This window comes from Burkholderia sp. Bp9142 (assembly GCF_003853415.1).
Taxonomy (GTDB): Bacteria; Pseudomonadota; Gammaproteobacteria; order Burkholderiales; family Burkholderiaceae; genus Burkholderia.
In genome coordinates, this window is record NZ_QTPP01000017.1 from 14,184 (window position 1) to 40,621 (window position 26,438).

At 67.9% G+C, this 26,438-nt stretch carries 27 protein-coding genes and 1 pseudogene; 11 read left to right on the forward strand and 17 right to left on the reverse strand.

Features of this window, described 5'->3' with window-relative positions; all coding sequences use genetic code 11:
* Positions 1-162 precede the first annotated feature (162 nt).
* Positions 163-741, reverse strand: a complete 579-nt coding sequence (locus DIE22_RS19630; RefSeq protein WP_124498687.1) for a cupin domain-containing protein — start codon at positions 739-741, stop codon at positions 163-165.
* Positions 742-1,526: 785 nt separating this feature from the next.
* Here DIE22_RS19630 and DIE22_RS19640 point away from each other — a divergent pair.
* Together DIE22_RS19640 and DIE22_RS19645 are read left to right on the forward strand one after the other, a co-directional pair.
* Positions 1,527-3,050, forward strand: a complete 1,524-nt coding sequence (locus DIE22_RS19640; RefSeq protein ID WP_124605927.1) for a peptide MFS transporter — start codon at positions 1,527-1,529, stop codon at positions 3,048-3,050.
* A 120-nt stretch (positions 3,051-3,170) separates the two neighbouring features.
* Positions 3,171-3,377, forward strand: a complete 207-nt coding sequence (locus DIE22_RS19645; protein ID WP_124498689.1) for a hypothetical protein — start codon at positions 3,171-3,173, stop codon at positions 3,375-3,377.
* A 55-nt stretch (positions 3,378-3,432) separates the two neighbouring features.
* On the opposite strand, the gene DIE22_RS19650 is transcribed toward DIE22_RS19645, so the two are convergent.
* From DIE22_RS19650 to DIE22_RS19660, 3 genes are all read right to left on the reverse strand, one after another.
* Entirely contained in the window at positions 3,433-4,557 is a 1,125-nt protein-coding gene (locus DIE22_RS19650) for an OpgC domain-containing protein (protein WP_124498690.1), read from the reverse strand.
* A 386-nt stretch (positions 4,558-4,943) separates the two neighbouring features.
* Positions 4,944-5,843 carry an EamA family transporter RarD gene (gene rarD, locus DIE22_RS19655; protein ID WP_124498691.1) on the reverse strand — a complete coding sequence of 300 codons (900 nt, stop codon included), beginning with the start codon at positions 5,841-5,843 and terminating at the stop codon, positions 4,944-4,946.
* 12 nt (positions 5,844-5,855) lie between these two features.
* Positions 5,856-6,152, reverse strand: coding sequence for an acylphosphatase (locus DIE22_RS19660; protein WP_124498692.1), 297 nt, complete (start codon positions 6,150-6,152; stop codon positions 5,856-5,858).
* Positions 6,153-6,356: 204 nt separating this feature from the next.
* On the opposite strand from DIE22_RS19660, the gene hpnA reads away from it, so the two are divergent.
* Positions 6,357-7,364: a hopanoid-associated sugar epimerase gene (gene hpnA / locus DIE22_RS19670; RefSeq protein ID WP_124498693.1), complete on the forward strand. Its 1,008-nt coding sequence runs from the start codon at positions 6,357-6,359 to the stop codon at positions 7,362-7,364.
* Between the two features lie 108 nt (positions 7,365-7,472).
* Positions 7,473-8,885 carry a phage tail protein gene (locus tag DIE22_RS19675; RefSeq protein WP_124605928.1) on the forward strand — a complete coding sequence of 471 codons (1,413 nt, stop codon included), beginning with the start codon at positions 7,473-7,475 and terminating at the stop codon, positions 8,883-8,885.
* 110 nt (positions 8,886-8,995) lie between these two features.
* Here DIE22_RS19675 and DIE22_RS19680 read toward each other — a convergent pair whose 3' ends face one another.
* Positions 8,996-10,183, reverse strand: coding sequence for a glycosyltransferase (locus DIE22_RS19680; RefSeq protein WP_124498695.1), 1,188 nt, complete (start codon positions 10,181-10,183; stop codon positions 8,996-8,998).
* Between the two features lie 433 nt (positions 10,184-10,616).
* On the opposite strand from DIE22_RS19680, the gene ispH reads away from it, so the two are divergent.
* Positions 10,617-11,558, forward strand: a complete 942-nt coding sequence (ispH, locus tag DIE22_RS19690; protein ID WP_124498696.1) for a 4-hydroxy-3-methylbut-2-enyl diphosphate reductase — start codon at positions 10,617-10,619, stop codon at positions 11,556-11,558.
* Positions 11,559-11,570: 12 nt separating this feature from the next.
* A complete protein-coding gene (hpnH, locus tag DIE22_RS19695; RefSeq protein WP_124498697.1) occupies positions 11,571-12,731 on the forward strand; it encodes an adenosyl-hopene transferase HpnH in 1,161 nt (386 codons plus the stop codon).
* 144 nt (positions 12,732-12,875) lie between these two features.
* Here the strand turns inward: hpnH and DIE22_RS19700 are convergent, their stop codons facing one another.
* Positions 12,876-13,136, reverse strand: coding sequence for a hypothetical protein (locus DIE22_RS19700; protein WP_124605929.1), 261 nt, complete (start codon positions 13,134-13,136; stop codon positions 12,876-12,878).
* A gap of 199 nt (positions 13,137-13,335) precedes the next feature.
* Positions 13,336-13,602, reverse strand: a pseudogene (locus tag DIE22_RS19705) (hypothetical protein); the annotation flags it as partial.
* Between the two features lie 494 nt (positions 13,603-14,096).
* Here DIE22_RS19705 and DIE22_RS19710 point away from each other — a divergent pair.
* Together DIE22_RS19710 and DIE22_RS19715 are read left to right on the forward strand one after the other, a co-directional pair.
* Positions 14,097-14,450, forward strand: coding sequence for a DOPA 4,5-dioxygenase family protein (locus DIE22_RS19710; protein WP_124605930.1), 354 nt, complete (start codon positions 14,097-14,099; stop codon positions 14,448-14,450).
* A 118-nt stretch (positions 14,451-14,568) separates the two neighbouring features.
* A complete protein-coding gene (locus DIE22_RS19715) occupies positions 14,569-15,000 on the forward strand; it encodes a nuclear transport factor 2 family protein (RefSeq protein ID WP_124498700.1) in 432 nt (143 codons plus the stop codon).
* A gap of 21 nt (positions 15,001-15,021) precedes the next feature.
* Here DIE22_RS19715 and trhA read toward each other — a convergent pair whose 3' ends face one another.
* The 6 genes from trhA to DIE22_RS38280 form a co-directional block, all read right to left on the reverse strand.
* Positions 15,022-15,642 (reverse strand): PAQR family membrane homeostasis protein TrhA, encoded by a 621-nt coding sequence (gene trhA / locus DIE22_RS19720; protein WP_124498701.1) that lies wholly within the window; start codon positions 15,640-15,642, stop codon positions 15,022-15,024.
* Positions 15,643-15,854: 212 nt separating this feature from the next.
* On the reverse strand, positions 15,855-16,061 hold the full coding sequence (locus DIE22_RS19725) for a YbdD/YjiX family protein (protein WP_014900797.1): 207 nt from the start codon (positions 16,059-16,061) through the stop codon (positions 15,855-15,857).
* A gap of 12 nt (positions 16,062-16,073) precedes the next feature.
* Positions 16,074-18,152, reverse strand: coding sequence for a carbon starvation CstA family protein (locus DIE22_RS19730; protein ID WP_124498702.1), 2,079 nt, complete (start codon positions 18,150-18,152; stop codon positions 16,074-16,076).
* 282 nt (positions 18,153-18,434) lie between these two features.
* Positions 18,435-18,863 (reverse strand): PRC-barrel domain-containing protein, encoded by a 429-nt coding sequence (locus DIE22_RS19735; protein ID WP_124498703.1) that lies wholly within the window; start codon positions 18,861-18,863, stop codon positions 18,435-18,437.
* 299 nt (positions 18,864-19,162) lie between these two features.
* Entirely contained in the window at positions 19,163-20,293 is a 1,131-nt protein-coding gene (locus tag DIE22_RS19740; protein WP_124498704.1) for a 3-deoxy-7-phosphoheptulonate synthase, read from the reverse strand.
* Between the two features lie 95 nt (positions 20,294-20,388).
* The gene (locus DIE22_RS38280; protein ID WP_185640655.1) at positions 20,389-20,535 is read right to left on the reverse strand and encodes a hypothetical protein; all 147 of its coding nucleotides are present in this window, start codon (positions 20,533-20,535) and stop codon (positions 20,389-20,391) included.
* A gap of 458 nt (positions 20,536-20,993) precedes the next feature.
* Here DIE22_RS38280 and DIE22_RS19745 point away from each other — a divergent pair, with 458 nt between their 5' ends.
* Both DIE22_RS19745 and DIE22_RS19750 read left to right on the forward strand, forming a co-directional pair.
* Positions 20,994-21,548, forward strand: a complete 555-nt coding sequence (locus DIE22_RS19745) for a hypothetical protein (protein WP_124498705.1) — start codon at positions 20,994-20,996, stop codon at positions 21,546-21,548.
* 28 nt (positions 21,549-21,576) lie between these two features.
* Positions 21,577-22,002, forward strand: a complete 426-nt coding sequence (locus DIE22_RS19750; protein WP_124498706.1) for a hypothetical protein — start codon at positions 21,577-21,579, stop codon at positions 22,000-22,002.
* Between the two features lie 85 nt (positions 22,003-22,087).
* Here DIE22_RS19750 and DIE22_RS19755 read toward each other — a convergent pair whose 3' ends face one another.
* Positions 22,088-22,798 carry a YceH family protein gene (locus DIE22_RS19755; protein WP_124498707.1) on the reverse strand — a complete coding sequence of 237 codons (711 nt, stop codon included), beginning with the start codon at positions 22,796-22,798 and terminating at the stop codon, positions 22,088-22,090.
* Between the two features lie 413 nt (positions 22,799-23,211).
* Between DIE22_RS19755 and DIE22_RS19760 the strand changes: the two genes are divergently transcribed.
* Complete coding sequence (locus DIE22_RS19760; RefSeq protein WP_124498708.1) at positions 23,212-23,976, forward strand: SDR family oxidoreductase; 765 nt, start codon at positions 23,212-23,214, stop codon at positions 23,974-23,976.
* 17 nt (positions 23,977-23,993) lie between these two features.
* Here the strand turns inward: DIE22_RS19760 and DIE22_RS19765 are convergent, their stop codons facing one another.
* Genes DIE22_RS19765 through DIE22_RS19775 form a run of 3 tightly spaced genes read right to left on the reverse strand, consistent with a single transcriptional unit; the run spans position 23,994 to position 26,424 of the window.
* On the reverse strand, positions 23,994-24,698 hold the full coding sequence (locus DIE22_RS19765) for an MOSC domain-containing protein (protein WP_124498709.1): 705 nt from the start codon (positions 24,696-24,698) through the stop codon (positions 23,994-23,996).
* Positions 24,695-25,591, reverse strand: a complete 897-nt coding sequence (locus DIE22_RS19770) for a dihydrodipicolinate synthase family protein (protein WP_124498710.1) — start codon at positions 25,589-25,591, stop codon at positions 24,695-24,697. The genes DIE22_RS19765 and DIE22_RS19770 overlap by 4 nt, the downstream gene beginning before the upstream one ends.
* 50 nt (positions 25,592-25,641) lie before the next feature.
* Positions 25,642-26,424: an aldolase gene (locus DIE22_RS19775; protein WP_124498711.1), complete on the reverse strand. Its 783-nt coding sequence runs from the start codon at positions 26,422-26,424 to the stop codon at positions 25,642-25,644.
* Positions 26,425-26,438: the final 14 nt, after the last annotated feature.

Sequence of the window (26,438 nt, forward strand, 5' to 3'; positions counted from 1 at the left end):
AGGTTGTTCGGTGAGCGTTGCGCGGCGGATGCCGCGGATTACGCGTGAGACGCTGACGGGTACAGCGATTGAGGAGGCCCGTGATTCTCGTATTGCATCTTAGTATTCCTTACGTTTCTTTCGACAAGTATCCCGTCGAGGAAACGAAGGAATACCTGTGCGTTAGAACAGCCGCGGCGTACCGACCCAGACCACCACCGACTCGATCTTCGCGGTGTTGACCCAGCTGTGCGGGACCGTCGACTGATAGTGCGAACTGTCTCCGGCCTGCAGGACGAACGTCTTGCCTTCCAGCGTCAGCGACACTTCCCCTTCGATCACGTACAGGAACTCCTCTCCTGCATGTGTCGTCACCTCCGACCGTTTCTGCCCCGGCGGCATCCGCACGAGGATCGCCTCGAGCTGACGCCCTTCGGTCACGTTGGTCAGCCTCGCGAACAGGTTCGCCGAATCGGCGAATCCGAAGAAGCGCAACTGCTCGCCTCTGCAGACCGAGCGTTCCTCGCTCGGCGTATCCACGAAGTACTGCACCGTCACGCCGAGCGCCTGGGCGATACCGGCCAGCGACGTCAGCGACGGCGACGCGAGCCCGCGTTCGACTTGAGACAGAAACGGCTTCGAAATCCCCGCGGCGGTAGCGGTGTCGTCGAGCGTGCGCTTCAGACGTTGGCGCAACGCGCGAATCTTGCTGCCCAGTGCGACGGCGTCTGCCGACCGCGAGTTTTCAGTGGGGGGAACCATAGCAGGCCGAAAAGTGGTCGTCAAAAAATGTTTGATGGAAAGTAACTAAGTTAAATCGAGATAGCTTAATCTTCGGGTTCGCACACGTCTTCGGCGTTGAGCCCGGTGCACTAAACAGGGCCCGAAGCGAGCGAAACGACGCGCTATCTTGCCAGACTCGCCGGCTTCACAGGCAAGCTGCAAGCGGCTCTCCGGGAATCTTCGGAGGCCGGGCGGGAAAGTTTACAAATAGATGATGAGACGAATGTTCCTGAAAGCTGCTGCCATATCGGGAGTTTCCCTGAGTGGCGCGGACCTGACGCACCGGACCGGCGAACGTTACCACTCGCGCGCCGGTCGGGGCCTCGCACCGCCTTGCCCGGCGGCGTCCGGCCCCGGCCCGGGCCAGGGTCTGTTCCCGCTAATAACGGGCTTGCGAACGTGCCTTGCCGGTTGCAATGCAAGGAGCGAGGAGCGCCGTTTGGCCGAGCCAAACAAGCGACGATCGACGCCGCAGTGCGGCCGGCAAGGTACGTTCCCCTGTTTGGAAAAAATCATTCGTGGGGCTGGCCCCCAGAAGGGCCGATCGCCGCGTCATGCTCCTCGCGAATACGTCGAGTATTCGCTTCGTCGCATTCCTTGCGCTCGGCCCTTCTGGGGGCCAGCGCAAGCCCGTTATTAGCGGGATCAGACCCTAGCCAGACTGCTCCATCGCCGACGCAAAGCCTACCCGGCCACCGTGCTCCGGCGCCAGTTCGACCCCCAAGGCGACGCGCGATCCGCGCCGTCCGTTTCAAACGAGATTGATGATGCACGCACCTGTTTCACAAACCCGATCGTTTACGACGGTCTTCCTCATCGAAATGTGGGAGCGCTTCGGCTACTACGGCATGGCCGCGCTCCTGGTCCTCTTCATGGTCGACCGGCTCGGTTTCACCGACAGCCATGCGAACCTGACCTGGGGCGCGTTTACCGCGCTCGTCTACGCGTCGCCGTCGATCGGCGGCTGGATCGGCGACAAGGTGCTCGGCGCCCGCCGCACGACGATCATCGGCGCGGCCGTGCTGTGCGCCGGCTACCTGATGCTGGCGGTTCCGAACGACGCGCTGGCGTACATGTACGCATCGCTCGGCGTGATCGTCGTCGGCAACGGCCTGTTCAAGGCCAACGCGGCGAACCTCGTGCGCCGCATCTACGAAGGCGACGATGCGCGCATCGACAGCGCGTTCACGATCTACTACATGGCGGTCAACATCGGCTCGACGGTGTCGATGCTCGCGACGCCGTGGATCAAGGATCACTGGGGCTGGCACACCGCGTTCGCGGTCTGCTGCGCCGGCATGCTGCTCGCGATCCTGAACTTCATGCTGATGCACCGCACGCTCGCGCACATCGGCTCGCAGCCCGACGACGAACCGATCCGCTGGAAGCGCCTCGGCGGCGTGGCGGCAGGCGGCGTCGCGCTCGCGCTGATCACGCTGTACGTGCTGCAGCACAAGCAGCTCGCGGTCGCGAGCGTGTGGACGGCGGCGTTCGCGATCCTCGCGATCTTCGCGTACATGATCGCGAAGTCGGAGCGTTCGGAGCGGGCGGGCCTGATCGCGGCGCTCGTGCTGATCGGCCAGGTGATCCTGTTCTTCATCTTCTACGTGCAGATGTCGACGTCGCTGACGCTGTTCGCGCTGCGCAACGTCGATCCGCGCTTCATCCTGTTCGGCACGACGCTGTTCACGTGGAGCGCCGCGCAGTTCCAGGCACTGAACCCGATCTGGATCATGATGCTGAGCCCGGTGCTCGTGTGGATCTACAACGCGGTCTCGAAGAGCGGCCGTGACCTGCCGGTCGCGGCGAAGTACGCACTCGGCTTCGGCGCGGTGGCGGCCGGCTACCTGGTGTTCACGATCAGCGGCCGCTACGCGGTGGACGGCCGCGTGTCGTCGTGGTTCATGGTGTGGGGCTACGGCCTCTACTCGCTCGGCGAACTGCTGGTGAGCGGCCTCGGCCTGGCGATGATCGCCCGCTACGTGCCGGCGCGCATGAGCGGCTTCATGATGGGCGCGTATTTCGTCGCGACGGGTGTGTCGCAGTATCTCGGCAGCGTCGTCGCCAACTTCGCGCAGATGCCGTCGCACGACCTGCCGGCCACCGAATCGCTGCCGCTCTACCTGTCGCTGTTCGAGAAGCTCGGCTGGCTCGCCGCGATCGGCATGCTGCTCGCCCTGCTGCTGCTGCCGATGATGAACCGCCTGTCACGCCAGCATCAGCGCTGCACGGAAGAGCGCCGCGAGGAAGAAGCGGTGCAGGCGCAGGCGATGGCCTCGGCCCAGTAAGTACTATCCCTCGGCGTGCGGCGTGCACGCCACATTCTCCCGCCGCCGCGGCCGGCACGTCCTACACTGGTTGCAACGGCGCATCCGCTCCGTCGCGATGCGCACCGGTGGGAGAAGATCATGAAAAGCAAAACGACTCGGCTCTTGAGGATACTGTCGGACATCCGGCACGCGCAGCGCTGCACCGCACTGCGCGCCGCCCGGGCCGCGGCCGAAGCCGACGCGGTGCTCGCGCAGCAGGACGATCCGGAGTCCGACGAACGCGACGACGCCGAATCCGACGACGCGACCATCGTCCCCCGCTCCCGCATCGGCTCACCTCACTGACGTCATCGACGCCGCGCGGCACGTTGCGCGCCGCCTGCGCGTTTTCCCGTACCGCTCACGCGGCCGCGCCGCGCCAGCGCGCGAACCACGTTCCCGAACCCGCCACGGCCATCATCAGCCCGACCGCGCATGCGTCGGCCGCGAGGCCCACGCCGAGATGCCGCAGCTCGGCGCCGTTCGCGACCGGATGCAGCAGCGAATCGATGACGAGCGAGATCGCCGCGCCCGCGACGAAGCAGATCAAGCCGCGCCGGCCGACCGCGACGACGGGCTGCACGGCCTGCGCAATGCGCGCGATCCAGCCGTAGCGCACGCAGTCGGCCATCAGCCACGCGATCGCCGCGAAGCTCACGATGCGCGGCAGCGCGAGATCGCGTTTGAGCACGCCTTCCGGCACCGGCAACCCGGAGAACAGCTTGTAGCTCGCGCAACCGAGCACGATCGCGCAGGCAACGCCGGTCGCCGCGGCGCTCCAGCGCCCGAGCGCGATGTGCCGGTACACGGGCTGGCAGCGCGCAAGCACGCCGGCGACAAACATCAGCTGCCACGCAAACGGGTTGAAGCTCCAGCGGAACGAATCGGTGTCCAGCAACTCGGGGCCGAGCCAGCCGGCCGCGAGCCACGACGCCGCGCTGAACGCGACGAGCAGCCACGGATGGCGGCGCGCGAACGGCACGATCACCGGCGACGCGAGCGCGAACAGCACATACATCGGCAGCACCGACGCGAGATACGGCTGGCGCTGGAACGTGAGCAGCTCGGCTGCGCCCGTGAGTGGCGACGCGAGCATCACGCTGACGTCGTCGAGCGCGAGGTTCGGCGCGTCGATCCCGTAATGGTCGAGCACGGCGGACACGACGAGCATCAGCGTCGACGTCGCGAGAAACGCGCGGTAGATCTGCATCGCGCGGCGCACGAACCGCTGCTGCGCGGCGCGCGCGCCGTGCCGGTCGGCGATCGCGCCGTATGCGCTCGCGGTCGCGAAGCCGCCGAGGAACACGAATACCTCGGCCGCGTCGCACAGCGCGAATGCGTGGAGCGTCACGCGCGACAGCACGCTCGCGCCGATGTGATCGACGACGATCATCAGCAGCACGATCCCGCGGAAGAAATCGACTTCGATCAGGCGGCCGCCGCGCGCCGGCGGCGTCGTGGCGACGGGCGGCGCGCTCAGCGGCATGGCCGCACCTGCGCGACGACGGCGCGGCACGCACCGGCGAAAGGTTCGGAAAGGAGAAGACGCGCGCGATCAGCGGCGATGCGCGTATGCCCGCATCGCGCCAACCCGGCCGGCCCGGCACGGAGATGACCGTTCATGGAAAAGCCGCATACGAAGAGAAGACGGTCAGGTCAGTCTAGCGGCCGGTCGGGGATACCCTAAGTAACAAAGTGCAACGGAATCTTCTGTTCGATTACAGGCGTGACATCGGCGATGCAACGCTGGCGAGGCGGCCAGCCCGATGTCAGCTCAACGCCAGTTCGACGCCGGCATCGCGGGATTCGACGCAAGGAACGCGCGATGCGCAGCACGTCCGTCGCCGCCGTCGCGCCGCCGAGCGACGACGCTCAGCCGCGCACGGGCAAGCGCCGCATCAGCATCGCGCTGTGCCACGCGGTCAGCGCGACCGCGGCCCAGATCGGCCCGTAGGTCGCGAGCTGCGCGACGCTCAGCGTCTCGCCGAGCAGCAGCAGCGACACCGCGACGAGCAGCACCGGCTCGACGTAGCCGAGAATCCCGAACAGCGCCATCGGCAGCATCCGGCTCGCCTTCAGGTAGCTCGCGAGCGCGAGCGTGCTGAGCACGCCGAGCCCCGGCAGCAGCAAGGCCCACAGCAGCGGATGGCCGCCGACCTGCGTCGCGCTCGCCGAGACCATCACGAGCGCGACCGGACACAGCAGCGCGATCTCGAGCGCGAACGCAGCCAGCGAATCGGCGTTGATCCGGCGGCGCAGCACGAAATACGGCGGATAGCCGAGCGCGACGACGAGCGTCGGCCACGCGAACGCGCGCGTCGCCCACACCTCGTGCACGACGCCGAGCGCCGCGCAGACGACCGCCGCCCATTGCAGCGGGTCGAGCCGTTCGTGATAGTAGAAGCGGCCGACGAGCACCATCGTCAGCGGCAGCAGGAAATAGCCGAGCGACACTTCGAGCATGCGTCCGTGCAACGGCGCCCACAGGAACAGCCACAGTTGCAGGCCGAGCAGCGCCGCGCTCGCCGGCAGCGCGATCAGCAGGCGCCCGTCGCGCACGCTGCGCCGCACGAGTTCGACGAGCGCCGGCCAGCGGCCACGCAGCGCGATCAGCGCGAGCGCGCCCGGTGCGGTCCACAGGACACGCCACGCGAAGATGTCGAGCCCCGTGAGCGGCGCGAGCAGTTTCGCGTAAGCGGACATCAGCGCGAACAGCGTCGACGCCATCACCGACAGCATGAGGCCGCGCCCGGCCTCCGGATACCCCGTCATGTTGTTTTCGCCTTACTGCTGCTGGAAGCGCTCGAAGCGCTTTTCGATCTTGCGCTCCTCGAACGTCACCTCGGTCACGCGCGCGGACGGCGGCCCGTGGCGCAGCCATGCGAGCATCCGGTCGATCTGCGCGCCGGGGCCCTGGATCATCGCCTCGACGCTGCCGTCCTCGCGATTCGCGACCCAGCCGCGCAGCTTCAGCGCGTGCGCCTCGCGCACCGTCGCGTGACGGAAACCGACGCCCTGCACGACGCCGCGCACCCGCACGTAGTAGGTCTCGATCCGTTCGTCCAGTTCATTGCGGCTCATCGCGTCGCCCTCCCGTTGCATTCAAGCCCGGCATTGTAGTCGCGTCGGCCGCTTCGCACACGTGCCCGGCGGGGCGGTCGCAGGCGGCCGTCCGCGACCGGTGCGGCCGCCGCGCGGCGCTTGCGTCGCGGTGCGCGCCGACCACGTACAATCTCGCCGACGCACAACCGCCGCGCCGCCCGCGCGCGGCCCTGAAGGAAACGCATGACTGATACTTCCCGCGATCTCGTTCTCGTCACCGGCGCGTCCGGTTTCGTCGGCTCGGCCGTCGCACGCATCGCGCAGCAGAAAGGCTTCGCGGTGCGCGTGCTGGTACGCCCGACCAGCCCGCGCACGAACGTCGCGGATCTCGACGCCGAGATCGTCACCGGCGACATGCGCGACGAGACGTCGATGCGCGCCGCGCTGCGCGGCGTGCGCTACCTGCTGCACGTGGCGGCCGACTACCGGCTGTGGGCGCCGGATCCGGACGAGATCGAGCGCGCGAACCTCGAAGGCGCGGTCGCGACGATGCGCGCCGCACGCGCCGAAGGCGTCGAGCGGATCGTCTACACGAGCAGCGTCGCGACGCTGAAGGTCACGAGCGCGGGCGATCCGTCCGACGAGAACCGGCCGCTGACGGCGGAGCAGGCGATCGGCGTCTACAAGCGCAGCAAGGTGCTGGCCGAGCGCGCGGTCGAGCGGATGATCGCCGACGAAGGGCTGCCGGCCGTGATCGTCAACCCGTCGACGCCGATCGGCCCGCGCGACGTGAAGCCGACGCCGACCGGCCGCATCATCGTCGAGGCCGCGCTCGGCAAGATTCCCGCGTTCGTCGACACGGGGCTGAACCTCGTGCACGTCGACGACGTCGCGCACGGCCATTTCCTCGCGCTCGAGCGCGGCCGGATCGGCGAGCGCTACATCCTCGGCGGCGAGAACCTGCCGCTGCAGCAGATGCTCGCCGACATCGCGCAGATGACGGGCCGCAAGGCGCCGACGATCGCGCTGCCGCGCTGGCCGCTCTACCCGCTCGCGCTCGGCGCGGAGGCCGTCGCGAAGTTCACGAAGAAGGAGCCGTTCGTGACGGTCGACGGGCTGCGGATGTCGAAGAACAAGATGTACTTCACGTCCGCGAAGGCCGAGCGCGAGCTCGGCTACCGCGCGCGTCCGTACCGCGAAGGGCTGCGCGACGCGCTCGACTGGTTCGGCTCGGCGGGCTACCTGAAGTAACACAACGCGGCGCGTTCCACGCCGCTTTGCGCACTTTGTTACACGTCGCTGACGGACCGGCACCGGCGCAGCGGTTAAAATCGCGGGTCTTACGCAGAGAAGACACGCATGAACCTGAACGAACAGATCGATTCGCTCAACGCGGGCGTCGATCGGCTCCTCCACGATCACCACGCCGCGCAGCAGGCGGCACGCAGCGCGGAAGCGTTCGCGCGCGCCGCCGCGGCGGAAGCCCAGGCGGCCGCTGAACGTCACGCCGCGGCGGAGACCGAAGCACAGGCCGCCGCGCAGCGCCACACGGCCGCAGCCGCCGACGCCGATGCCGCGCAGCGGCGCCACGCCGACGCCACCGCCGCGGCCGAAGCCGCCGCCCAACGCCACACCGATGCCGCCGCGCAGGCCGAAGCCGCCGTCCAGCGGCACGCCGAAGCGACCGCGCTGACCGAGGCGCTCGCGCAGCGTCACGCGGATGCCGAAGCCGCGTCGCAGCGCCATGCGGCCGCGATCGCCGAAGCCGAGGCCGCCGCGCAACGTCACCACGCCGCCGCGACCGAAGCGGACGCGGCCGCGCAGCGTCATGCCGCCGCCACCACGGAGGCCGAGGCCGCCGCGAAGCGTCATGCGGAAGCGACCGCCGCAGCCGAGGCCGCGACGCAGCGCCACGCGGCCGCGATCGCGGAGGCCGAGGCGCTCGCGCAGCGTCACACGCAGGCGATCGCCGACGCGGAAGCCGCCGCGCAGCGCCACGTCGACGCGACGGCCGAAGCGGAAGCGATCACGCAGCGTCACACCGAAGCGATCGCGCACGCCGAAGCCGCGGCGCAACGCCACGCGGACGCGACTGCGCAGGCCGAGGCCGTCGCGCATCGCCATACCGAAGCGATCGCGCAGGCCGAAGCGGCCGCCGAGCGTCACGCGAAGGCGATCGCCGACGCGGAGGCGCTGGTCGAAGCCGTCGTGAAGGACGCCGCGACGAACGCGGCGGCCGTGGCAGCCGGACCGGCCGTCGCGGTCGAAGTCGTCGAACCGGTTGTCGAGTCCGCTGTCGAGCCGGTGGCGGACGCAGCCGCGCCGGTTGCCGCCGATGCAGTCGTTGCAGCGCCGGCCGACGCGACCACCGCCGTCGTCGCGACGACGGCAGCCGACGCCGCGATCGAAGTCGCCCCCGATGCCGAAGCCACGGAGGCCCCCGCGGACAAGGCGACGCTGCACGTCGCCCGCCCGTCGCAGAACGAGCTGACGCTGACCGTCAACGGCCAGTCGATCACGCTGAACCCGGAGCAGCTGGGCCAGCTGATCGAGGAACTCGCGCACACGCGCGCGTCGATGCAGCCGGAACCGCCGCCCGGCATCCCGGCCGGCTGGCGCTTCGTGACGACGAAGAACCCGATGATGGCCGTGCAGAAGCAGTCGAACGGCGACCGCCTGCTGGTCGCGCGCCACACCGGCTACGGCTGGGTGCCGTTCACGTTCTCGCCGGACGTCGTGATCCAGATGTACATGATGCTGACGCAGCGGTAAGCAACGCGCGGCGCCGCCGCAAGCGAAACAGCCCGATCGGTTCGCACCGATCGGGCTGTCTGCTTTCCAGCATCCGTACAGCCAGCCGGCATGCGCCGGCGTGGTTCGGTTCAGCGCTCCACCGGCGCCTGCACGCGCGCCTTCCACTGGCCGCCCTTGCCGCGCCAGTAGCGCCACGCGGACGCGAACGTCGCGCCGACGTAGAACAGCGCGACGAGCGGCAGCGCGGGCGCCCACAGCGGCGAGCGCCGGTAGTAGCGCAGCATCGGCGCATACGCGGTACACATCGACGCCCACGCAAGCCACGCCGGCCAGGCACGCGCGCCGTAGACGATCGCGGCGACGGGCGGCACGAGGTAGATGATCGTCATCCCGAGCAGCGTGCCGGCCAGCAGCAGCGGCGAATAATGGAGCTGCGTGAACGCGGTGCGCGCGATCATGTTCCAGATGTCGCGCCAGCTGTCGTACGGGCGCAGCGACACGCTGCGGTCGGCGAGGTCCAGCCGGATCGGATGCCGGCCGCTGCCGCGATGCTTGATCTGCGCGGCGAGGCTGCAGTCGTCGATCAGCGCGCCGCGGATCGATTCGATACCGCCCGCCTCCTCGAGCGCGCTGCGCTTGACCAGCATGCAACCGCCCGCGGCGCCTGCCGTCCGGTTGCGCGGATCGTTGATCCACGAGAACGGATAGAGCTTCGCGAAGAAGAACACGAACGCCGGGATCAGCGCCTTTTCCCAGAACGAATCGCAGCGCAGCCGCACCATCAGCGACACGAGATCGCGCTGCTCGGCCTGCGCGCGCGTGACGAGCTGGGCGACGGCGTCGGGCGGATGGCCGATGTCGGCATCCGTCAGCAGCAGGTAGTCGGCCGGCAGCCCGAGCGTGCGCACCGCGGCGATGCCCTGCGACTGCGCCCACACCTTGCCCGACCAGCCGGCCGGCAGCGGCTTCGCGGCCAGCACCGTCAGGCGCTCGGCGCGGTTGATCGCGAGCGCGGCCGCGCGGGCCGCGTCGGCGGTGCCGTCGTCGCTATGGTCGTCGACAATGATCAGATGAAAGTCGCCCGGATAGTCCTGCTCGAGCAGCGACGTCGCCGCCTGGGCGATCACGTCGGCCTCGTTGCGCGCCGGCACGACCGCGACGACGGCCGGCCAGCCGGCCTCGGCCGCGGCGCCGCGCGCCTCCGGCGGCAGTGCCCGCGCGGGCCGCGCGCGCCAGAAGCCGCCGCGCGCGACGAGCAGCACGATCCAGATCAGCAGCGACAGGCCGGACACCAGGAAGGTCATCGCCAGCATCATCGGCAAGCCTCCTGCCGGACGCCGGCGCGAGCAGTCCGGCCGCCCGTGGCGCCGAATCGTTCGATCACAATCGGGGTCGGATTGAAAGCACCCGTCACCGCGCGGGCGGCAGGGCAATACGCGTAAGAATCGACGGTCATCGAATGGCCTTGAAATGAGCGCGACGCCGGGCAGCCGGACAGGCTGCCCGCGAAACCGCGCAGTTTACCGGGTTCCGCGCGCACGAGCGCCGACGCGGCGTTGCGGCGGATGCAACACGGCGGCTACAGCACCAGAGCAAGGACGGCCCGATAGGGTTAAAATGCGCGACTAATTCGGGGTTCCGGGGCCTGGCCTGGCCGGTTCGTTTCCTGCCTTCATAACATCAAGCCGGGGCGAGCGAGCGGTGCCAGCTCCTCGAACCCCGGCGTCTGTCGTCGGAGTTCGCTCACTTATGCGAGTCATCCTTGCCCAGCCCCGCGGCTTCTGTGCGGGGGTTGTCCGTGCGATCGAGATCGTCGATCGCGCGCTGCAACAGCACGGCGCGCCGGTCTATGTGCGTCATGAGATCGTGCATAACCGGCATGTCGTCGAAAACCTGCGTAATAAAGGGGCACGATTCGTTGAGGAACTCGACGAGGTGCCGCACGGCGCCGTGGCGATCTTCAGTGCGCACGGTGTCGCCCAGACGGTCGAGCGCGATGCGCAAACGCGCGGGCTCGACGTGCTGGATGCAACCTGCCCGCTCGTCACGAAAGTGCACGTGCAGGGCCGCCAGTATGTCGCGGCGGGCCGCCGGCTGATCCTGATCGGCCATGCGGGCCACCCGGAAGTCGAGGGCACGATCGGCCAGATTCCGGCCGAGGTGATCCTCGTGCAGAGCGAGGCCGAAGTCGATACGCTGACGCTGCCGGTCGACACGCCGGTCGCGTATGTCACGCAGACGACCCTGTCGGTCGACGACACGCGCGGCATCATCGAAGCGCTGCAGCGCCGGTTCACCGACATCGTCGGCCCGGACACGCGCGACATCTGCTATGCGACGCAGAACCGCCAGGCCGCCGTGCGCGAACTGAGCGGCCAGGTCGACGTGCTGCTGGTCGTCGGTGCAACGAACAGCTCGAACTCGAACCGCCTGCGCGAGATCGGCACCGAAAGCGGCGTGCCGAGCTATCTCGTCGCCGACGGCTCGGAAGTGAAGCCCGAATGGTTCGCGGGCGTGCAGACGGTCGGCCTGACCGCCGGCGCGTCGGCACCCGAGGAAATGGTTGAGGATGTAATCGGCGCGCTGCGCGCGCTGGGGTCCGTCGATGTCACGACGATGGCGGGCCGTGAAGAAAAAGTCGAATTCAAGTTGCCGGCGAAGCTTACGCAAGCTGTCGCCCGCGAAGTTTAAGGAGGACAACTCTTGTCTATTCCGCTGCTCCAGCAAGTCCGCGTCGGCGCATACATCATGCGCCAACACCTGTCCGGCAACAAACGCTATCCGCTCGCGCTGATGCTCGAGCCGCTGTTCCGCTGCAACCTCGCCTGTAACGGCTGCGGCAAGATCGATTATCCGGACCCGATCCTGAACCAGCGCCTGTCCATCGAGGAATGCCTGGAAGCCGTCGACGAGTGCGGCGCGCCCATCGTGTCGATCGCCGGCGGCGAGCCGCTGCTCCACAAGGAGATGCCGGAGATCGTCAAGGGCATCATGAAGCGCAAGAAGTTCGTGTACCTGTGCACGAACGCGCTCCTGATGGAAAAGAAGATGGACGACTACGAGCCGAATCCGTACTTCGTCTGGTCGGTCCACCTCGACGGCGACAAAGACATGCACGACCATTCCGTGTCGCAGGAAGGCGTGTACGACAAGGCGGTCGCAGCGATCAAGGAAGCGAAGCGCCGCGGCTTCCGCGTGAACATCAACTGCACGCTGTTCAACGATGCGATCCCCGAGCGCGTCGCGAAGTTCTTCGATACGTTGAAGCCGATCGGCGTCGACGGCATCACCGTGTCGCCGGGCTATGCGTACGAGCGCGCGCCGGATCAGCAGCACTTCCTGAACCGCGACAAGACGAAGAACCTGTTCCGAGAAATCCTGAAGCGCGGCGAAGGCGGCAAGCGCTGGTCGTTCAGCCAGTCGTCGCTGTTCCTCGACTTCCTGGCCGGCAACCAGACGTACAAGTGCACGCCGTGGGGCAACCCGGCGCGCACCGTGTTCGGCTGGCAGAAGCCGTGCTATCTGGTCGGCGAAGGTTACGTGAAGACCTTCAAGGAGCTGATGGAAGACACGAACTGGGACAACTACGGCGTCGGCAACTACGAGAAGTGCGCGGACTGCATGGTCCACTGCGGCTTCGAGGCCACCGCCGTGATGGACACGATCGCGCATCCGCTGAAGGCGCTGCGCGTGAGCAAGAAGGGCATCAAGACCGACGGCCCGTTCGCACCGGACATCTCGATCGCGAAGCAGCGTCCGGCCGAGTACGTGTTCTCGCGCCACGTCGAGATCAAGCTCGATGAAATCCAGCGCGCCGGCAAGGGCAAGCTGCAGAAGCCGGCGAAGCCGGCAACGGCGGCTTAAGCGCGTGTCGCTGCGCGGGGGCGGGCGCCGCCGCGCAGTCAGGCAGCAAGAAAGCGCCACGGAGTTCGCTCCGTGGCGCTTTTGTTTTGTCGGACGTCGTCATGGGCCGGTGCGCATACGCATGCGCATGCGAACGCCGCTCGCTCAATGCCTCGACTGGGCCGCCGCGATCAACTGCCATGCGGTCGGGCCGGGATCGAGCAGCGGGTCGGACGGCGGATCGAGATCGTGCCGATGTGCGTCCTCGGACGGCAGCGACTGCCACTTCGCGATGCCGACCTCGTCGCCGCACACGGTGCATCGATAGATGCCCGCGACCGTCACTTCGCTGCCCGGCGGCAGGTTCTCGCTGAATGCGCGGCCGCTTCCGCACGTGAAGTAACCGCCGATCCTGTATAGCGCCATCGCTCCTCCTGACCGAAACGAATGCGTTCGCGCCGACACGCACGATCATCGCAAACGCGAGGATGGATCGTTATCGCCCGAACCCGTTCGGCTCCTGTCGTGACATTAGACGGCGAGCGTCAGCCCCAGTGAATGGGACAAGTATGAAACACGGCCCGGGCGTCGGCCGCGCTGCCGCCGCTCAATGCAGAACGGCCGGTTCCCGCATGCGGTCGGGCACCGGGTTCCTCACGCATTCGAGCGCACGCTGCATCGCGAGCGGATAGTTCTGGTTGCCGGCTGTCGTCGCACGATAGCCGGCGCGCGTCATCTGCATCAGTTGCACGTCGGTCTCGGCACGCGCCGCCGACCAGTTCAACGGTGCAACGTTCGACTGCCACTCCGTGTCGACGGACTGCGCAAAGCTCGCGGCGGGCAGCACGGCAAGCGCGCCGGACAGGACAGCGAGGGAAACAACGGATCGCATCACGGCCTCCAGATGGTTGTTTCCGCATCGATCGTCGTCGTCGATGCGGTGCGATCATCGTATGTCGCGTGGCTGTGCGCTTGAATAGCCGATTCCGCAATTGATATTTTCGGCACCGGCAGCCTGGCCGCGATCCGCGTGTTTCGCCACTGCCGCCTGACCGGAATTTCTTTATTTCATTCAACTGCCTGATCGCGTTTTCGCAGACCATGCGAAGCGGCGCGTGAATCGCCTTTGCGGTTTTCGAAATGACGTATTGCCGTCGAGATTGCGGCCGGATCACCGGCCGGCCAGGCTTTCGGCGCGATGCCGCATGCGTGGACACACGCGAGAAAAATCTCATCGAACGATCCGGTTTCCCTGACGGGCGGCAAATCCTCCGCGTCGACTTACCGTTCCGCGACAAGACGTGTCCGACAAGGACGCGCGATAATTACATGTCGGCCGTATGTCACGGCTCTCATGCCTTCCCTATTCTTCTCTCGAGTTCCGCCATGGCCGCCATCGACACCACCGCCATCGACAGTTGGCACGCACACGTCTACTTCGACGCCGCCAGCCGCGACACGGCCTGGGCGTTTCGCCTCGTCGTCGAAGAGCGGTTCGGCGCGATCATCGAACTCGGCCGCTTTCACGAACGCCTCGTCGGTCCGCATCCGGCCTGGTCGTACCAGATCGCATTCGACGCCGCGCGCTTCGACACCATCGTGCCGTGGCTCGTGCTGAATCACGGCGCGCTCGACATCTTCCTGCACCCGAATACGAACGACGAACTGCGCGACCACCGGGACAGCGCCGTGTGGATCGGCAAGTCGCATGAACTGAATCTCGGCGCGCTGACGGGCTGACGGGCGGCACGCGGTCGCGTGCGGCCCACGCGACATCCATGTTTCGGGTCGCGCTGAAACGTCCGGCGGCGTTGCGTCAATACAGTGGCTCCGTTGCTCACACTTGCCGGAACCCGCCATGACACACCCCGAGACCGATGCGCAACGCGTTCATCGAGACTGGCACGCCGCGGTCGTCGCCCGCGACCTCGACGCGCTGATGTCGCTGTACGCGGACGACGCGATACTCGAAACGCCGCTGATCGTCGTCACGCTGCCCGACCACGGCTCGGGCGTGCTGCACGGCAAGGCCGCGATCGGCGAATTCTTCGCCGCGGGCCTGCGCAATCCGGGCAACAAGCTCGGACGCTGGTATCGGACCGGGCTGTTCTTCTCGAACGGCCGGCAACTCACGTGGGAATATCCGCGCGCAACGCCGGAAGGCGATCAGGTCGATCTCGTCGAGGTGATGGAACTGCGCGACGGGCTGATCGCGCATCATCGCGTCTATTGGGGGTGGGTCGGATTCGTGGCGCTGCGTGATGCAGCCCGGGCGGCCGGGCACGCATGACGCGCGCCGTGCCGCACCCGCTCACGCGACATAGATCGCGACGCTGACGAACTGGCACAGGCTGCCGGCCAGCACGAAAAGGTGCCAGATACCGTGCCCGTGACGGATGCGCTCGTCGTTGATGAAGAAGTAGATGCCCGCACTGTAGATGACGCCGCCGGCCACGAGCCAGGCGGCGCCCACCGGCGGCAGCGCATGGATCAGCGGGCGGATCGCGACGAGCGCGAGCCAGCCCATCAGCACGTACAGCACCATCGACACGATGCGCGTGCGCCGTCCGAGCGTGAGTTCCTGCGCGATCCCGAATGCGGCGAGCCCCCAGCTCACGCCGAACAGCGACCAGCCCCACGGGCCGCGCAGCGTGACGAGCGTGAACGGGGTGTAGCTGCCCGCGATCAGCAGATAAATGGCCGAATGGTCGCACTTCTGCAGGATCGCCTTGAGCCGCGGGTTGCGCACGCTGTGATACAGCGTCGAGATCGCGTAGAGCAGGATCAGCATCGCGCCGTACACGCTGAAGCTCACGATCTTGTACGGGTCGCCTTCGAGCGCGCCCATCGTCACGAGCGCGACGAGGCCTGCCACCGACAGCACCGCGCCGACGAGATGGGAAATGCTGTTGAAACGCTCACCGGCATGCACGACGGGTTCTCCTGCGCGAATTCATCGGAACAAAGCTGGGCCTTATGATACCGGCGGGCGGATCATGTCGCGCTGAACGCCGTCAAACACCGTGGCGACGGCGGGTCGCAAGCATGCCGCCGGGCCCGGAAAGAAAAAGCGCCGCGAATCCCTTCGCGGCGCTTCCCGTTCCGTCACCGGACCGTCTTGCCGTCAGGCCATACCCGCCAGCTTCAGCAACACTTCCCCGCCCCCGACCCGTACCGCGCATTCTGACGCTCGCGGAAAAATGCCTCGTACGTCATCGGCTCGCGGTCCGGATGGGTTTCGCGCATGTGCGCGACATAGGTGTCGTAGTCGGGCAGGCCGACCATCAGCCGCAACGCCTGCCCGAGGTAACGCCCCGCGCTCCGCAAGTCGCTGCCAAGATCGCTGAACATCGCGGCCTCCCGTTATCGTCCGCTGCCGAGCGCCTGCGCGGCCGGCATCGGCTCGTACGGCGTCTCGCGCACGGTCGGCCTCGACTCGCGGCGCGCGCGCAGCACGGCGAGCAGGCCGTACGCCGCGATCGACACGACGACGAACATGAACAGGCCGGCCAGCGCCGCATCGATATAGTCGTTGAAGATGATCCGCTGCATCTGCGCGACCGACTTCGCCGGCGCGAGCACCTTGCCTTCGTCCACCGCGGCCTGCAGCTTCGCGGCGTGCGCGAGGAAGCTGACCTTCGGATTCGCATCGAAGATCTTCTGCCAGCCGGCCGTCAGCGTGCAGATCAGCAGCCATGCGGTCGGCACGAGCGTCACCCATGCGTAGCGCTCGCGCTTCATCTTGAACAGCACGACGGTGCCGAGCACCAGCGCGATCGCGGCGAGCATCTGGTTCGAGATGCCGAACAGCGGCCACAGCGTGTTGATGCCGCCGAGCGGATCGACCACGCCCTGGTACAGGAAGTAGCCCCACGCGGCCACGCACAGCGCGGTGGCGACCAGGTTCGCGGGCAGCGACTCGGTGCGCTTGAGCGCCGGGTGGAACGTGCCGAGCAGGTCCTGCAGCATGAAGCGGCCCGCGCGCGTGCCGGCATCGACGGCCGTCAGGATGAACAGCGCCTCGAACAGGATCGCGAAGTGATACCAGAACGCCATCATCGCTTCGCCGCCGATCACCTGGTGCAGGATGTGCGCCATGCCGACGGCCAGCGTCGGCGCGCCGCCCGCGCGCGCGATGATCGTCGTCTCGCCGACGGCCTTCGCGGTCTGCGTCAGCATGTCGGGCGTCAGCACGAAGCCCCATTGCGTGACCGTGTTCGCGACGGCTTCCGGCGTCGAGCCGAGCACGGCCGCCGGCGCGTTCATCGCGAAATAGATGCCCGGCTCGATCACGCACGCGGCGACCAGCGCCATGATCGCGACGAACGATTCCATCAGCATCGCGCCGTAACCGATGAAGCGCGCGTTGGTTTCGTTGTCGATCAGCTTCGGCGTCGTGCCCGACGAGATCAGCGCGTGGAAGCCCGACACCGCGCCGCACGCGATCGTGATGAACAGGAACGGGAACAGGTTGCCCGACCACACCGGGCCCGTGCCGTCGACGAACTTCGTCAGCGCGGGCATCTTCAGCTCCGGCGCGACGACCAGGATGCCGATCGCGAGGCCGAGGATCGTGCCGATCTTCAGGAACGTCGACAGGTAGTCGCGCGGCGCGAGCAGCAGCCACACCGGCAGCACCGACGCGACGAAGCCGTAGCCGATCAGGATCCACGTGAGCTGCGTGCCGTTGAACGTGAACCATGCGGCGAGCGTCGGCGACGCGCTCACATTCTGGCCGAACGCGATCGCCGCCATCAGCCCGAAGAAGCCGATGATCGACACTTCGCCGATGCGGCCCGGGCGGATGTAGCGCGTGTAGACGCCCATGAACAGCGCGATCGGAATCGTCGCGGCGACGGTGAACGTGCCCCACGGCGAATTCGTCAGCGCCTTCACGACGATCAGCGCGAGCACCGCGAGGATGATCACCATGATCAGGAACGCGCCGAACAGCGCGATCACGCCGGGCACCGTGCCGAGCTCCATCTTGACGAGGTCGCCGAGCGAGCGGCCGTCGCGGCGCGTCGAGATGAACAGCACGATGAAGTCCTGCACCGCGCCGGCAAACACGACGCCGGCCAGGATCCACAGCATGCCGGGCGTGTAGCCCATCTGCGCGGCGAGCACGGGGCCGACGAGCGGCCCGGCGCCGGCGATCGCGGCGAAGTGATGGCCGAACAGCACGTACTTGTTGGTCGGCACGTAGTCGAGGCCGTCGTTGTACTTGACGGCCGGCGTCATCCGCAGCCCGTCGAGCTGCATGACCTTGCTGGCGATGAAACGGCTGTAGAAGCGATATGCGATCAGATACACGCAGACTGCGGCGATCACGATCCAGAGCGCGCTGACGCGTTCGCCGTGCGCAAGTGCGATCGTCCCGAACGCGAACGCGCCGAGCAGCGCGACCGCGATCCAGAGCAGGGTACTGGAAGCCCGATTCATGGCGTCTCCTGGTCTCCAATGTGGTTTTGAGTGGTTCCGGCGAGGGGCCGAACCCGCGTGACGTCGATGCGTCGCGCCGCGCCTCGTGGAGGCCACGGCGATGGGCCGTAGTATTCCGCGCGACGGGGGCGGCTTACAAGCGCACAATTACGTATGCGTGGCTACGTAGAATTACGTAGACGGAGGGGATGCGGGCGCGGGTGCGCCCGCGATCGACCGACGCGCGGCGCGACGTGGCCCGCATCGGCCGGGCCCGGCACGTCGCTCGCCGGGCCGCGTGCATCAGTGCTGTTCGTCGAGCTTCTTCGGCTTCGGCGCCGACGGCACCTTCGCGTACTGGAACGCCGGCGTCGCCTTCAGCGCATCCTTCGTCGCGCCCGGCAGGTAGATGTTGCCGTTGCGCACGTCGAGCGACGCGATCGGCACCGCGACGTCATGCGCGGCCACGCCGAGGAAGCCGCCGGCCGACACGATCGCCGCCGACACCGAGCCGTCCGGCGCGACGATCAGGTCGCGCACCGTGCCGACCTTCTGGTTCGCGTCGTTGTACACGGCCTTGCCGAGCACGCTCTTCTTCACGCTCCAGCCTTCGAGCAGCGCCTGCGATTGCTCGACGGTCACGCTGAGCGGCTGCGCGCCGGCGATCTGCGCGTGCGCGCTGACGCTCGACGCGAGGACGGTTGCTGCGATGAGGGTCTTGTAGAACTTCATGAGTATTGCACTCCGGTTCGGTTGTTGTTGATTCCGGGAGCGAAGCGACGCGGGCGCAACGGCTGATCGGTGAGCGCCCCGCGCTTCGTCGGTCGCGTGGCAGCCGGCCGCGCCGCCACTGCGCGCGCGCATGACGGACCGGCATGGCCGGGCCGCAGCATGCAACACGGCGTTCATGGTAGCGACATTCGCCGGATCGTGCGTCCGGGGTGCAACGTGGCAGGCGGGCCGGACAGGATGGAGATCAACGATCGTGCGGATAGGCGGTGCGCGCCGCCCCGGCGCCCCGCCACGCTGCATCACGCGTTGCGCGAATACACCCGGCGATGCCGCACCGCCTCCGCCAGCACATCGAGCACCGGCTCGGTCTGCGACCAGCTCAGGCACGCATCGGTGATCGACACGCCGTACTGCAACGGCACGCCCGGCTTCAGATCCTGGCGCCCGGCCTCGAGATGGCTCTCCACCATCACGCCGACGATCCGGTGCTCGCCCTGCGACAGCTGCCGCGCGAGATCCTGCGCGACGTCGATCTGCCGCTCATGCGACTTGTTCGAATTCGCATGCGAGCAATCGACCATCACCTGCTCGCGCAACCCGCTCTTGCGCAGCACCGCGCAGCTCGCCTCGACGTGCCCGGCGTCGTAGTTCGGCCCGCTCTTGCCGCCGCGCAGGATCACGTGCGCGTCGTCGTTGCCGCGCGTCTCGAAGATCGCGGCCATCCCCATCTTCGTCATCCCCATGAACGCATGGCTCGCGCGCGCGGCGACGATCGCGTCCGACGCGACCTGCACGCCGCCGTCGGTGCCGTTCTTGAAGCCGATCGGGCAGCTCAGCCCCGACGCGAGCTGGCGATGGCTCTGGCTCTCGGTCGTGCGCGCGCCGATCGCGCCCCACGCGATCAGGTCGGCAATGTACTGCGGGCTCAGCAGGTCGAGGAATTCGGTCGACGCCGGCAGGCCGAGCGCGTTGATGTCGAGCAGCAGTTGCCGCGCGGCGCGCAGCCCTTCGTTGATGCGGAAGCTGCCGTCCAGCCGCGGATCGTTGATGTACCCCTTCCAGCCGACCGTCGTGCGCGGCTTCTCGAAGTACACGCGCATCGTGATCAGCAGGTCGTCCTTCAGCGCATCGGCGGCGGCCTTGAGGCGGCGGGCGTACTCGAGCGCCTGGTCGTGGTCGTGGATCGAGCACGGGCCGACGACGAGCAGCAGCCGGTCGTCGCGGCCGTGCAGGATGTCGCCGATCGCGCGGCGCGTGTCCTCGACGAGCGTCTGCGTGGCGGCCGGCACCGGCAGCTCGTCCTGCAGCAGCGCCGGGGAAATCAGCGGACGCACGGCGCCGATGCGGACGTCGTCGATGCGGGTGGTGTCCTGCGTCGCGTCGGCGCTGCCTACCTCGCGATCGTGGGAAGGATTGTCGAGGTTCTGCATGGGGATTCTCCGGGGACGTCTGGAATGATGGGCAGGCTCGATTATGGCACTCGCGCGGGGCGGCAGCGACGCGCGGCGGCGGAATGCGATCGACGTCAGGACGCCGATTCGGCGCCGGCCGCGAAGTCCGCCGTCCGGCCTTCCGTATCGGGCACGATCACGTTGCAGCCGGGCAGCAGCGGCGTCGACGGCGGAATCGATTCCGCGCCGTCGCGCAACGTGCCGGGTGGAATCGATTCCAATGGCGTAGGCCGATGACACGGCGATCGTCATCGAACCTCTGGAAGACATCGGAGTTGCCCCTGGGGATAACCTGCCTTTCATCGAGGACGTTCGCTGTGTTGCGACTTGACCGGATGGCCGCTTCAACGCGGATTCCGTGCCAGCGACGGTCTCGTTCGCGTGAACTGTCCGGTCCGTTTTCGATATGCAATTGTGCAGGACTCCAGACCGGATGAATCGAAGCGCGGCGAGGACGCAAGCGATGCGGATTCCGTTGTTCGAAGGTAAGCGCCTGAACCCCGCCGCAATGATCGCTCGTCGCGATGCGATCCGGCCGTTCGGCCGAGTGGTCGCGCGTCACCGAAGTACCGTACGATCATGACTGTCCGCTGCCGATGCGGCCCGTCGTTCGACGCAGGCGGCACGACGCACCATCCGTCCGTGATTGACCGTTCGCAATATGACCCGACCCGCCAAGATGACCGTATCCGAACTGCTCAGCGCCATCCGCCAGCCCTACGCCGACCTGCTCGCGCAAGCGGCAGCGCAACCGGCGGCCGTCGTCGAACCGGCCTACCGGAAAGCCGACGGCACGCTGGCCACCGAAGGTCCGCTCGCGCTGCCGTGCCGCGCCGACGTCGTTCACACCGAAGGCGACTCGGCCGGCCAGCCGGCGATGGTCGACTCGACCGCGCAACTGGATTTCGAGCCGTTCGCGTTCGAACTCGAAACGGCGGCCGTGTCGATCCGGCCGTTCGTGTGGGACTGGGCGACGATCGAAGCCGATGGTCTCGGCGAAGCCGCGGCCACCGACGCGTTCAAGACATGGTTCTTCGCGTGGTTCGACACCGACGACGCAGGCGTGCCGGCCGAGGACGGCCTGCACGGCATCGTGCACTATCTGTCGGAGCCGGCGCGCACGGAACAGGGATGGCGCGTGAGCGCGGATCTCGGCTCGGCGCCGGGCGCGGCCGTCGAGGACCTGCTGTTCCGGCTCGTCGATGCGGGCGCGACGCGCATCAGCGTCGGCTGAAGCGCTTCTCCATTACTGACATCCCAACATGAAAAAAGCATTCGCCGCGTCGCTGCTGCTATGCCTTGCATTGCCCGTGTCGGCCGAAGTCAGCACGGAAGTGCTGTGCTTCAGGACGACCGGCGACAAACCCGTGCGCTTCGAGCTGCGCACGTATTACGACGACGTCGCCAAATGGCAAGGCGGTGTCGTCCGGTACGCGAAATCGAAGTCGGCGATTCCGCTGCTGTTCAAGCACATGGATCAGGAGGAACTCGCGGAAGGCCGCCCGTACCAGTTCACGACAATCTGGTGGGAAATGGTCGACGGCAGGATCAACGGCGAATACGAGATGATGAGCCAGGGTGCGATCGTCTACTCGATGACGTACACCAATGCGCGCACCGGCAAGAAGACCGATTTCGCGTGGGCGCAGGACGTCGATGCGTCCGCGAAGACGGGGTGCCGCTGGTAGTGCGGGTTCGGTCCGCCGAGCGGCGCAGGTTCATCATCCGGCGCACCCGCGGGCGCGCCGGTATCGAGATGGCTCAGGGGCCCCGTCAGCCCGCGTCGCCCGTCGCGTCGACGTCGATCCCGAGTTCGGTCGCCATCCGCTGAACGAGTGCGCTCAGCCGCGCCACTTCATCCGCAAGCCGCTTCTGCTCGGCCTTCAGCGCCTCGAACTCGGACGGCGGAACGGAATCCGCGCCGCCACCCGCATCCGAACCGGCGAAATCGGCCACGTTCACCTCGCCGCACATCAGATGCATCCAGCGGTTCTCGCGCGCACCGGACGCGCGTGGCAGCCGGACGACGAGCGGTTGCGCACGCGCCGCGAGTTCGTCGAGGAACGCCTCGACCGACGAGATGTCCGCGAAGCCGTGCAGGCGTGCGCTGTTCAGGCGCAGTTCGGCGGCCGTCTGCGGGCCGCGCAGCAGCAGGATCGTCAGCAGCGCGATCGCCTGGCTCGGGATCCCGAGCACGCGATTCACGTTGTGCTCGAAACGCGGCACGCGGCTGCTGCTGCCCTCCATCACGAGGCTCAGGTGCTTGAGCCCGTCGAGCGCGGTCGTGACTTCGTCATCGCTGGCGCTCATCACCGGCGAGCGTGCGGTTTTCTGGTTGCAGCCCGCGGTCAGCGCATTCAGCGACAGCGGATAGGTGTCCGGCACCGTGTGCTGCTTCTCGACGAGCACCCCGAGAATCCGGGCCTCGAGGGGCGTGAGTTCGCGCAGGGCGCGTGGCGTGGGCATGTCCGGCGTGGTGTTCATGGATGGCGTCGCAGCGTGCAGCAGGTGAAGGGAAACCGTCGCGCCCGTCCGGCGTCGCGAACGGGCGAGCCATATGATAGCTCGCGACGTCGGGCCCGGCGCCACTCGCCGCCGCGGCGCGCGGACTTGCCGCAGCCGGCATTCGTCCAACGGATGGGCCGTGCGGCGTCGCGCGACGAGGCCCACGTTCGGCGCCGCCGCGCATTCACGCGCGTCGCCCGCGCGCGGCGTCGCTGCGCGTTTGCGCGTCGCGCAGGCCGGCGCTACGATACGCGTTCATCCGGAAACACGTCGCGGCGCGCGGCCGCCTTCGCCCGCAACGCCAACACCGCGCATCGCCCGTCCCGCACGCCGTGCCGCCGCGCATGCGCGCCACCCGTCGACACGGCTCATCCGTTCACTCGTTCACCGCCATGACCGCATCCTCTTCAGCGCCGAATGTGCGCGCCATCGTCACCGGACACGCGCGCGGCCTCGGCGCGTCGATCGCCGAACAACTGCTGCAGGAAGGCATCGCCGTGCTCGGCGTGTCGCGCAGCCGCCATCCGTCGCTCGCCGCGCAGGCCGGCGGCCGCTTCGCCGAAATCGAACTCGATCTGTCGGACACGTCGGCCGTCGCGGCCTGGCTCGCCGGCGACACGCTGCGCAGCTTCGTCGACGGCGCGTCGATCGTGCTGCTCTTCAACAACGCGGGCATCGTCGATCCGATCGGACCGCTCGACGCGCAGGACCCGGCGCTCGTCGCGCGCGCGGTCGGCCTGAACGTCGCGGCGCCGCTAATGTTGTCGGCCGCGCTCGTGCAGGCGGTATCGGCCCCGACCGAATGCCGGATCCTGCATGTATCGAGCGGCGCCGCGCGCAACGCATACGCCGGCTGGAGCGTCTATTGCGCGACCAAGGCCGCGCTCGACCACCATGCACGCGCCGTCGCGCTCGACGCGAACCGCGCGCTGCGGATCTGCAGCGTCGCGCCGGGCGTCGTCGATACGGGCATGCAGGCGACGATCCGCTCGACCAGCGAAGAGCACTTCCCGATGCGCGAGAAATTCGACCAGTTGAAGGCGAGCGGCGCACTGTCGACGCCCGAGGCCGCCGCGCGGCAGTTGATCGGTCATGCGCTGAGCGACGCGTTCGGCGCCGAACCGACGGCCGACGTGCGGAACCTGCCGGCCAAGTGAGCCGCACACGCGGCCCGTCATCCTTCGAGCCGCTTCGTCCAGTCTTCGACCTGCCGCTCCGTCCGGCGCTTGTCGAACATCTTGCGCCAGCCGGGCGGCAATAACGGAACGTCGCACAGCGCGTCGAGCGCGGCCATGTCGAGCGTGCGCCGGTACAGCACGTCGAGCACCGTCGACAGCGGCCATTGCGGATACCGGCGCTCGTGCAGCGCCAGCACATCGCCCGGCGCCACCCAGCCCTCGTGCAGCACGCGGTAGTACCAGCCGGTCCGGCCGCTTTGCTGCACGAGCGCCGCCATGCGCGGATGATCGAAGCGCGCATTGAGCTTCCAGCACGGCTGCCGCGACTGCGACACCTGCAGCACGGCACCACCCAGCGTGAACACGTCGCCGAGACACACGTCGCGCTCGGTCACGCCGTGCGTCGACAGGTTCTCGCCGAATGCGCCCGGCCGCGCGAGCACGTCGCGCCCCCCGATCTGCGCGGACCACCACGCATAGTGATCGCGCGCATAGTGATGAACCGCCTTGTCGGGCCCGCCGTGATACCGCGCATCGGCCTGCTCGTCGCCCGCAAAGCCGAGCGCGCCGAGCCACAGACGCGCGTCGACCGGCTGCTTGTCGATCGCGCTCGCGTGCGGCGTGCCGGCCAGCGGCCGGCTCGCGCCGACCCGCACCGCGGCGATGGCGGCCGCGATCGCCGGCCGTGCGTCGGCGCTCATGCCGGGACACCGTCCGGCAGTGCCGCAAGCAGGCGTTCGAGCTCGCGAATGCGCACGTCGCCGAGCGGCAGCAGCGGCCTTCTCGGCTCGCCCGCATCGAAGCCGCGCAGGCGCAACCCGGCCTTCACGGTCACCGGCAGGCCGCCGTTGACGATGAACTGCAGCAGCGGCAGCTGCGCGTGAAACACCGCCCGGGCGCGCACCAGGTCGCCCGCGCGCATCGCGTCGACCAGCGCAATCGGCAACGCGGCATTCAGGTTCGGCGCGGCCGTGCACCATCCGGCCGCGCCCGCGGCCAGCGCGGCAAGCGCCATCGGGTTGCTGCCGTTGTAGAACGGGATCGCCCCGTCGCTCAACTGCGCGAGCCGGTGCATCCGCCCGATGTCGCCGGTGCTCTCCTTGACCATCGTCACGTTGTCGACGGTCCTGCAGATCGTCGCGATCAGGTCCGGCGACATGTCGACGCCGCTCGTCGCGGGGTTGTTGTACAGCATGATCGGGATGCCGATGGCGTCGCCGATCGCGCGGTAGTGCGCGACGATCTCGTCGTTGCCGAGCTTCCAGTACGACACGGGCAGCACCATCACCGCATCGGCGCCGGCCCGTTCGGCGAAGCGCGCGCGGCGCACCGCACCGGCCGTCGTGAGATCGGAGATGCCGACGACGGTCGGCACGCGCCGGCGCACTGCGCGCATCGATGCAGTGGCGACCGACTCCCATTCGGCGTCGGACAGGTACGCGCTCTCGCCGGTACTGCCCAGCGGAGCGATCGCGTGGACGCCGTCGGCGATCAGGCGCTCGATCAGCGCATCGAGCGCCGGCAGATCGACGCCGCCATCGGCGGAGAACGGCGTAACCGGGTAGGCGATAATGCCTTGCAAAAGAATGGACACGATGTGGATTCCTCAATGATGGATTGACACGACGGAAGCGGCGCGCCCGCTCATGCGACGCAGTCTCGATGCGTGCGCAATGCGCGGCGCGCGTAGTAGTCGAACGTCACGGTGTCGCGCTTCGGCTTCGAAATCCAGTCGTGCGCTTCCCGCGCCAGCGCCGGCGGAACCGGCCTGATCTCGCCTGCCGACATCGCAAGCAGCTGCAGCTTCGCGGCCCGCTCGATCAGCAGCGCGAGCATGCAGGCTTCCTCGATCGTCTTGCCGACCACGAGCTGGCCGTGATGCGACAGCAGGATCGCACGCTTGCCGCCGAGCGCCTTCGAAATGATCTCGCCTTCCTCGTTGCCGACCGGCACGCCGGGCCAGTCCTTCAGGAACGCGCAATCGTCGTACAGCGGGCAGGTGTCCATGTGCGACACCACGAGCGGCTGCTCGAGCATCGACAGCGCGGCGACGTGCGCCGGATGCGTATGGATGATGCAGTTCACGTCCGGGCGCTCGCGATAGATCCACGTATGGAACCGGTTGGCCGGGTTCGGAATGCCTTCGCCATCGACGACATCGAGATCCTCGTTCACGCGCAGCAGGTTCGCGGCCGAGATCTCGTCGAAGCCGAGCCCGAGCCGCTGCGTGTAGTACGTGCCGGCGTCGCCCGCGCGGCAGGTGATCTGCCCGGCCAGCCCCGAATCGTGACCGGCGTCGAACAGGATCCGGCACGTGAGCGCGAGCTTTTGCCGCGCGGACCAGCCGCTGTCGCCCACCTCGTTCTCGAGACGCCGCTCCGCCAGCGCGACCAGCGCCTCCTTCGTCAAATTCAGCGTTTCCGCCATGTTCACCTCCTGAA

Bases quoted from the DNA above. Each gene is read 5' to 3' on its own strand.
- DIE22_RS19755 (WP_124498707.1), bottom strand. From the start codon at position 22,798: ATGAACACCACGCCGGACATGCCCACGCCACGCGCCCTGCGCGAACTC.
- rarD (WP_124498691.1), bottom strand. From the start codon at position 5,843: ATGACGGGGTATCCGGAGGCCGGGCGCGGCCTCATGCTGTCGGTGATG.
- DIE22_RS19675 (WP_124605928.1), top strand. From the start codon at position 7,473: ATGAACCTGAACGAACAGATCGATTCGCTCAACGCGGGCGTCGATCGG.
- DIE22_RS19745 (WP_124498705.1), top strand. From the start codon at position 20,994: ATGACCGTATCCGAACTGCTCAGCGCCATCCGCCAGCCCTACGCCGAC.
- DIE22_RS19645 (WP_124498689.1), top strand. From the start codon at position 3,171: ATGAAAAGCAAAACGACTCGGCTCTTGAGGATACTGTCGGACATCCGG.
- DIE22_RS19730 (WP_124498702.1), bottom strand. From the start codon at position 18,152: ATGAATCGGGCTTCCAGTACCCTGCTCTGGATCGCGGTCGCGCTGCTC.
- ispH (WP_124498696.1), top strand. From the start codon at position 10,617: ATGCGAGTCATCCTTGCCCAGCCCCGCGGCTTCTGTGCGGGGGTTGTC.
- DIE22_RS19765 (WP_124498709.1), bottom strand. From the start codon at position 24,698: ATGAGCGCCGACGCACGGCCGGCGATCGCGGCCGCCATCGCCGCGGTG.
- DIE22_RS19660 (WP_124498692.1), bottom strand. From the start codon at position 6,152: ATGAGCCGCAATGAACTGGACGAACGGATCGAGACCTACTACGTGCGG.
- DIE22_RS19760 (WP_124498708.1), top strand. From the start codon at position 23,212: ATGACCGCATCCTCTTCAGCGCCGAATGTGCGCGCCATCGTCACCGGA.
- DIE22_RS19735 (WP_124498703.1), bottom strand. From the start codon at position 18,863: ATGAAGTTCTACAAGACCCTCATCGCAGCAACCGTCCTCGCGTCGAGC.
- hpnA (WP_124498693.1), top strand. From the start codon at position 6,357: ATGACTGATACTTCCCGCGATCTCGTTCTCGTCACCGGCGCGTCCGGT.
- DIE22_RS19715 (WP_124498700.1), top strand. From the start codon at position 14,569: ATGACACACCCCGAGACCGATGCGCAACGCGTTCATCGAGACTGGCAC.
- DIE22_RS19700 (WP_124605929.1), bottom strand. From the start codon at position 13,136: ATGGCGCTATACAGGATCGGCGGTTACTTCACGTGCGGAAGCGGCCGC.
- DIE22_RS19710 (WP_124605930.1), top strand. From the start codon at position 14,097: ATGGCCGCCATCGACACCACCGCCATCGACAGTTGGCACGCACACGTC.
- DIE22_RS19680 (WP_124498695.1), bottom strand. From the start codon at position 10,183: ATGATGCTGGCGATGACCTTCCTGGTGTCCGGCCTGTCGCTGCTGATC.
- DIE22_RS19650 (WP_124498690.1), bottom strand. From the start codon at position 4,557: ATGCCGCTGAGCGCGCCGCCCGTCGCCACGACGCCGCCGGCGCGCGGC.
- DIE22_RS19725 (WP_014900797.1), bottom strand. From the start codon at position 16,061: ATGTTCAGCGATCTTGGCAGCGACTTGCGGAGCGCGGGGCGTTACCTC.
- DIE22_RS19640 (WP_124605927.1), top strand. From the start codon at position 1,527: ATGATGCACGCACCTGTTTCACAAACCCGATCGTTTACGACGGTCTTC.
- DIE22_RS19775 (WP_124498711.1), bottom strand. From the start codon at position 26,424: ATGGCGGAAACGCTGAATTTGACGAAGGAGGCGCTGGTCGCGCTGGCG.
- DIE22_RS19750 (WP_124498706.1), top strand. From the start codon at position 21,577: ATGAAAAAAGCATTCGCCGCGTCGCTGCTGCTATGCCTTGCATTGCCC.
- DIE22_RS19630 (WP_124498687.1), bottom strand. From the start codon at position 741: ATGGTTCCCCCCACTGAAAACTCGCGGTCGGCAGACGCCGTCGCACTG.
- DIE22_RS19740 (WP_124498704.1), bottom strand. From the start codon at position 20,293: ATGCAGAACCTCGACAATCCTTCCCACGATCGCGAGGTAGGCAGCGCC.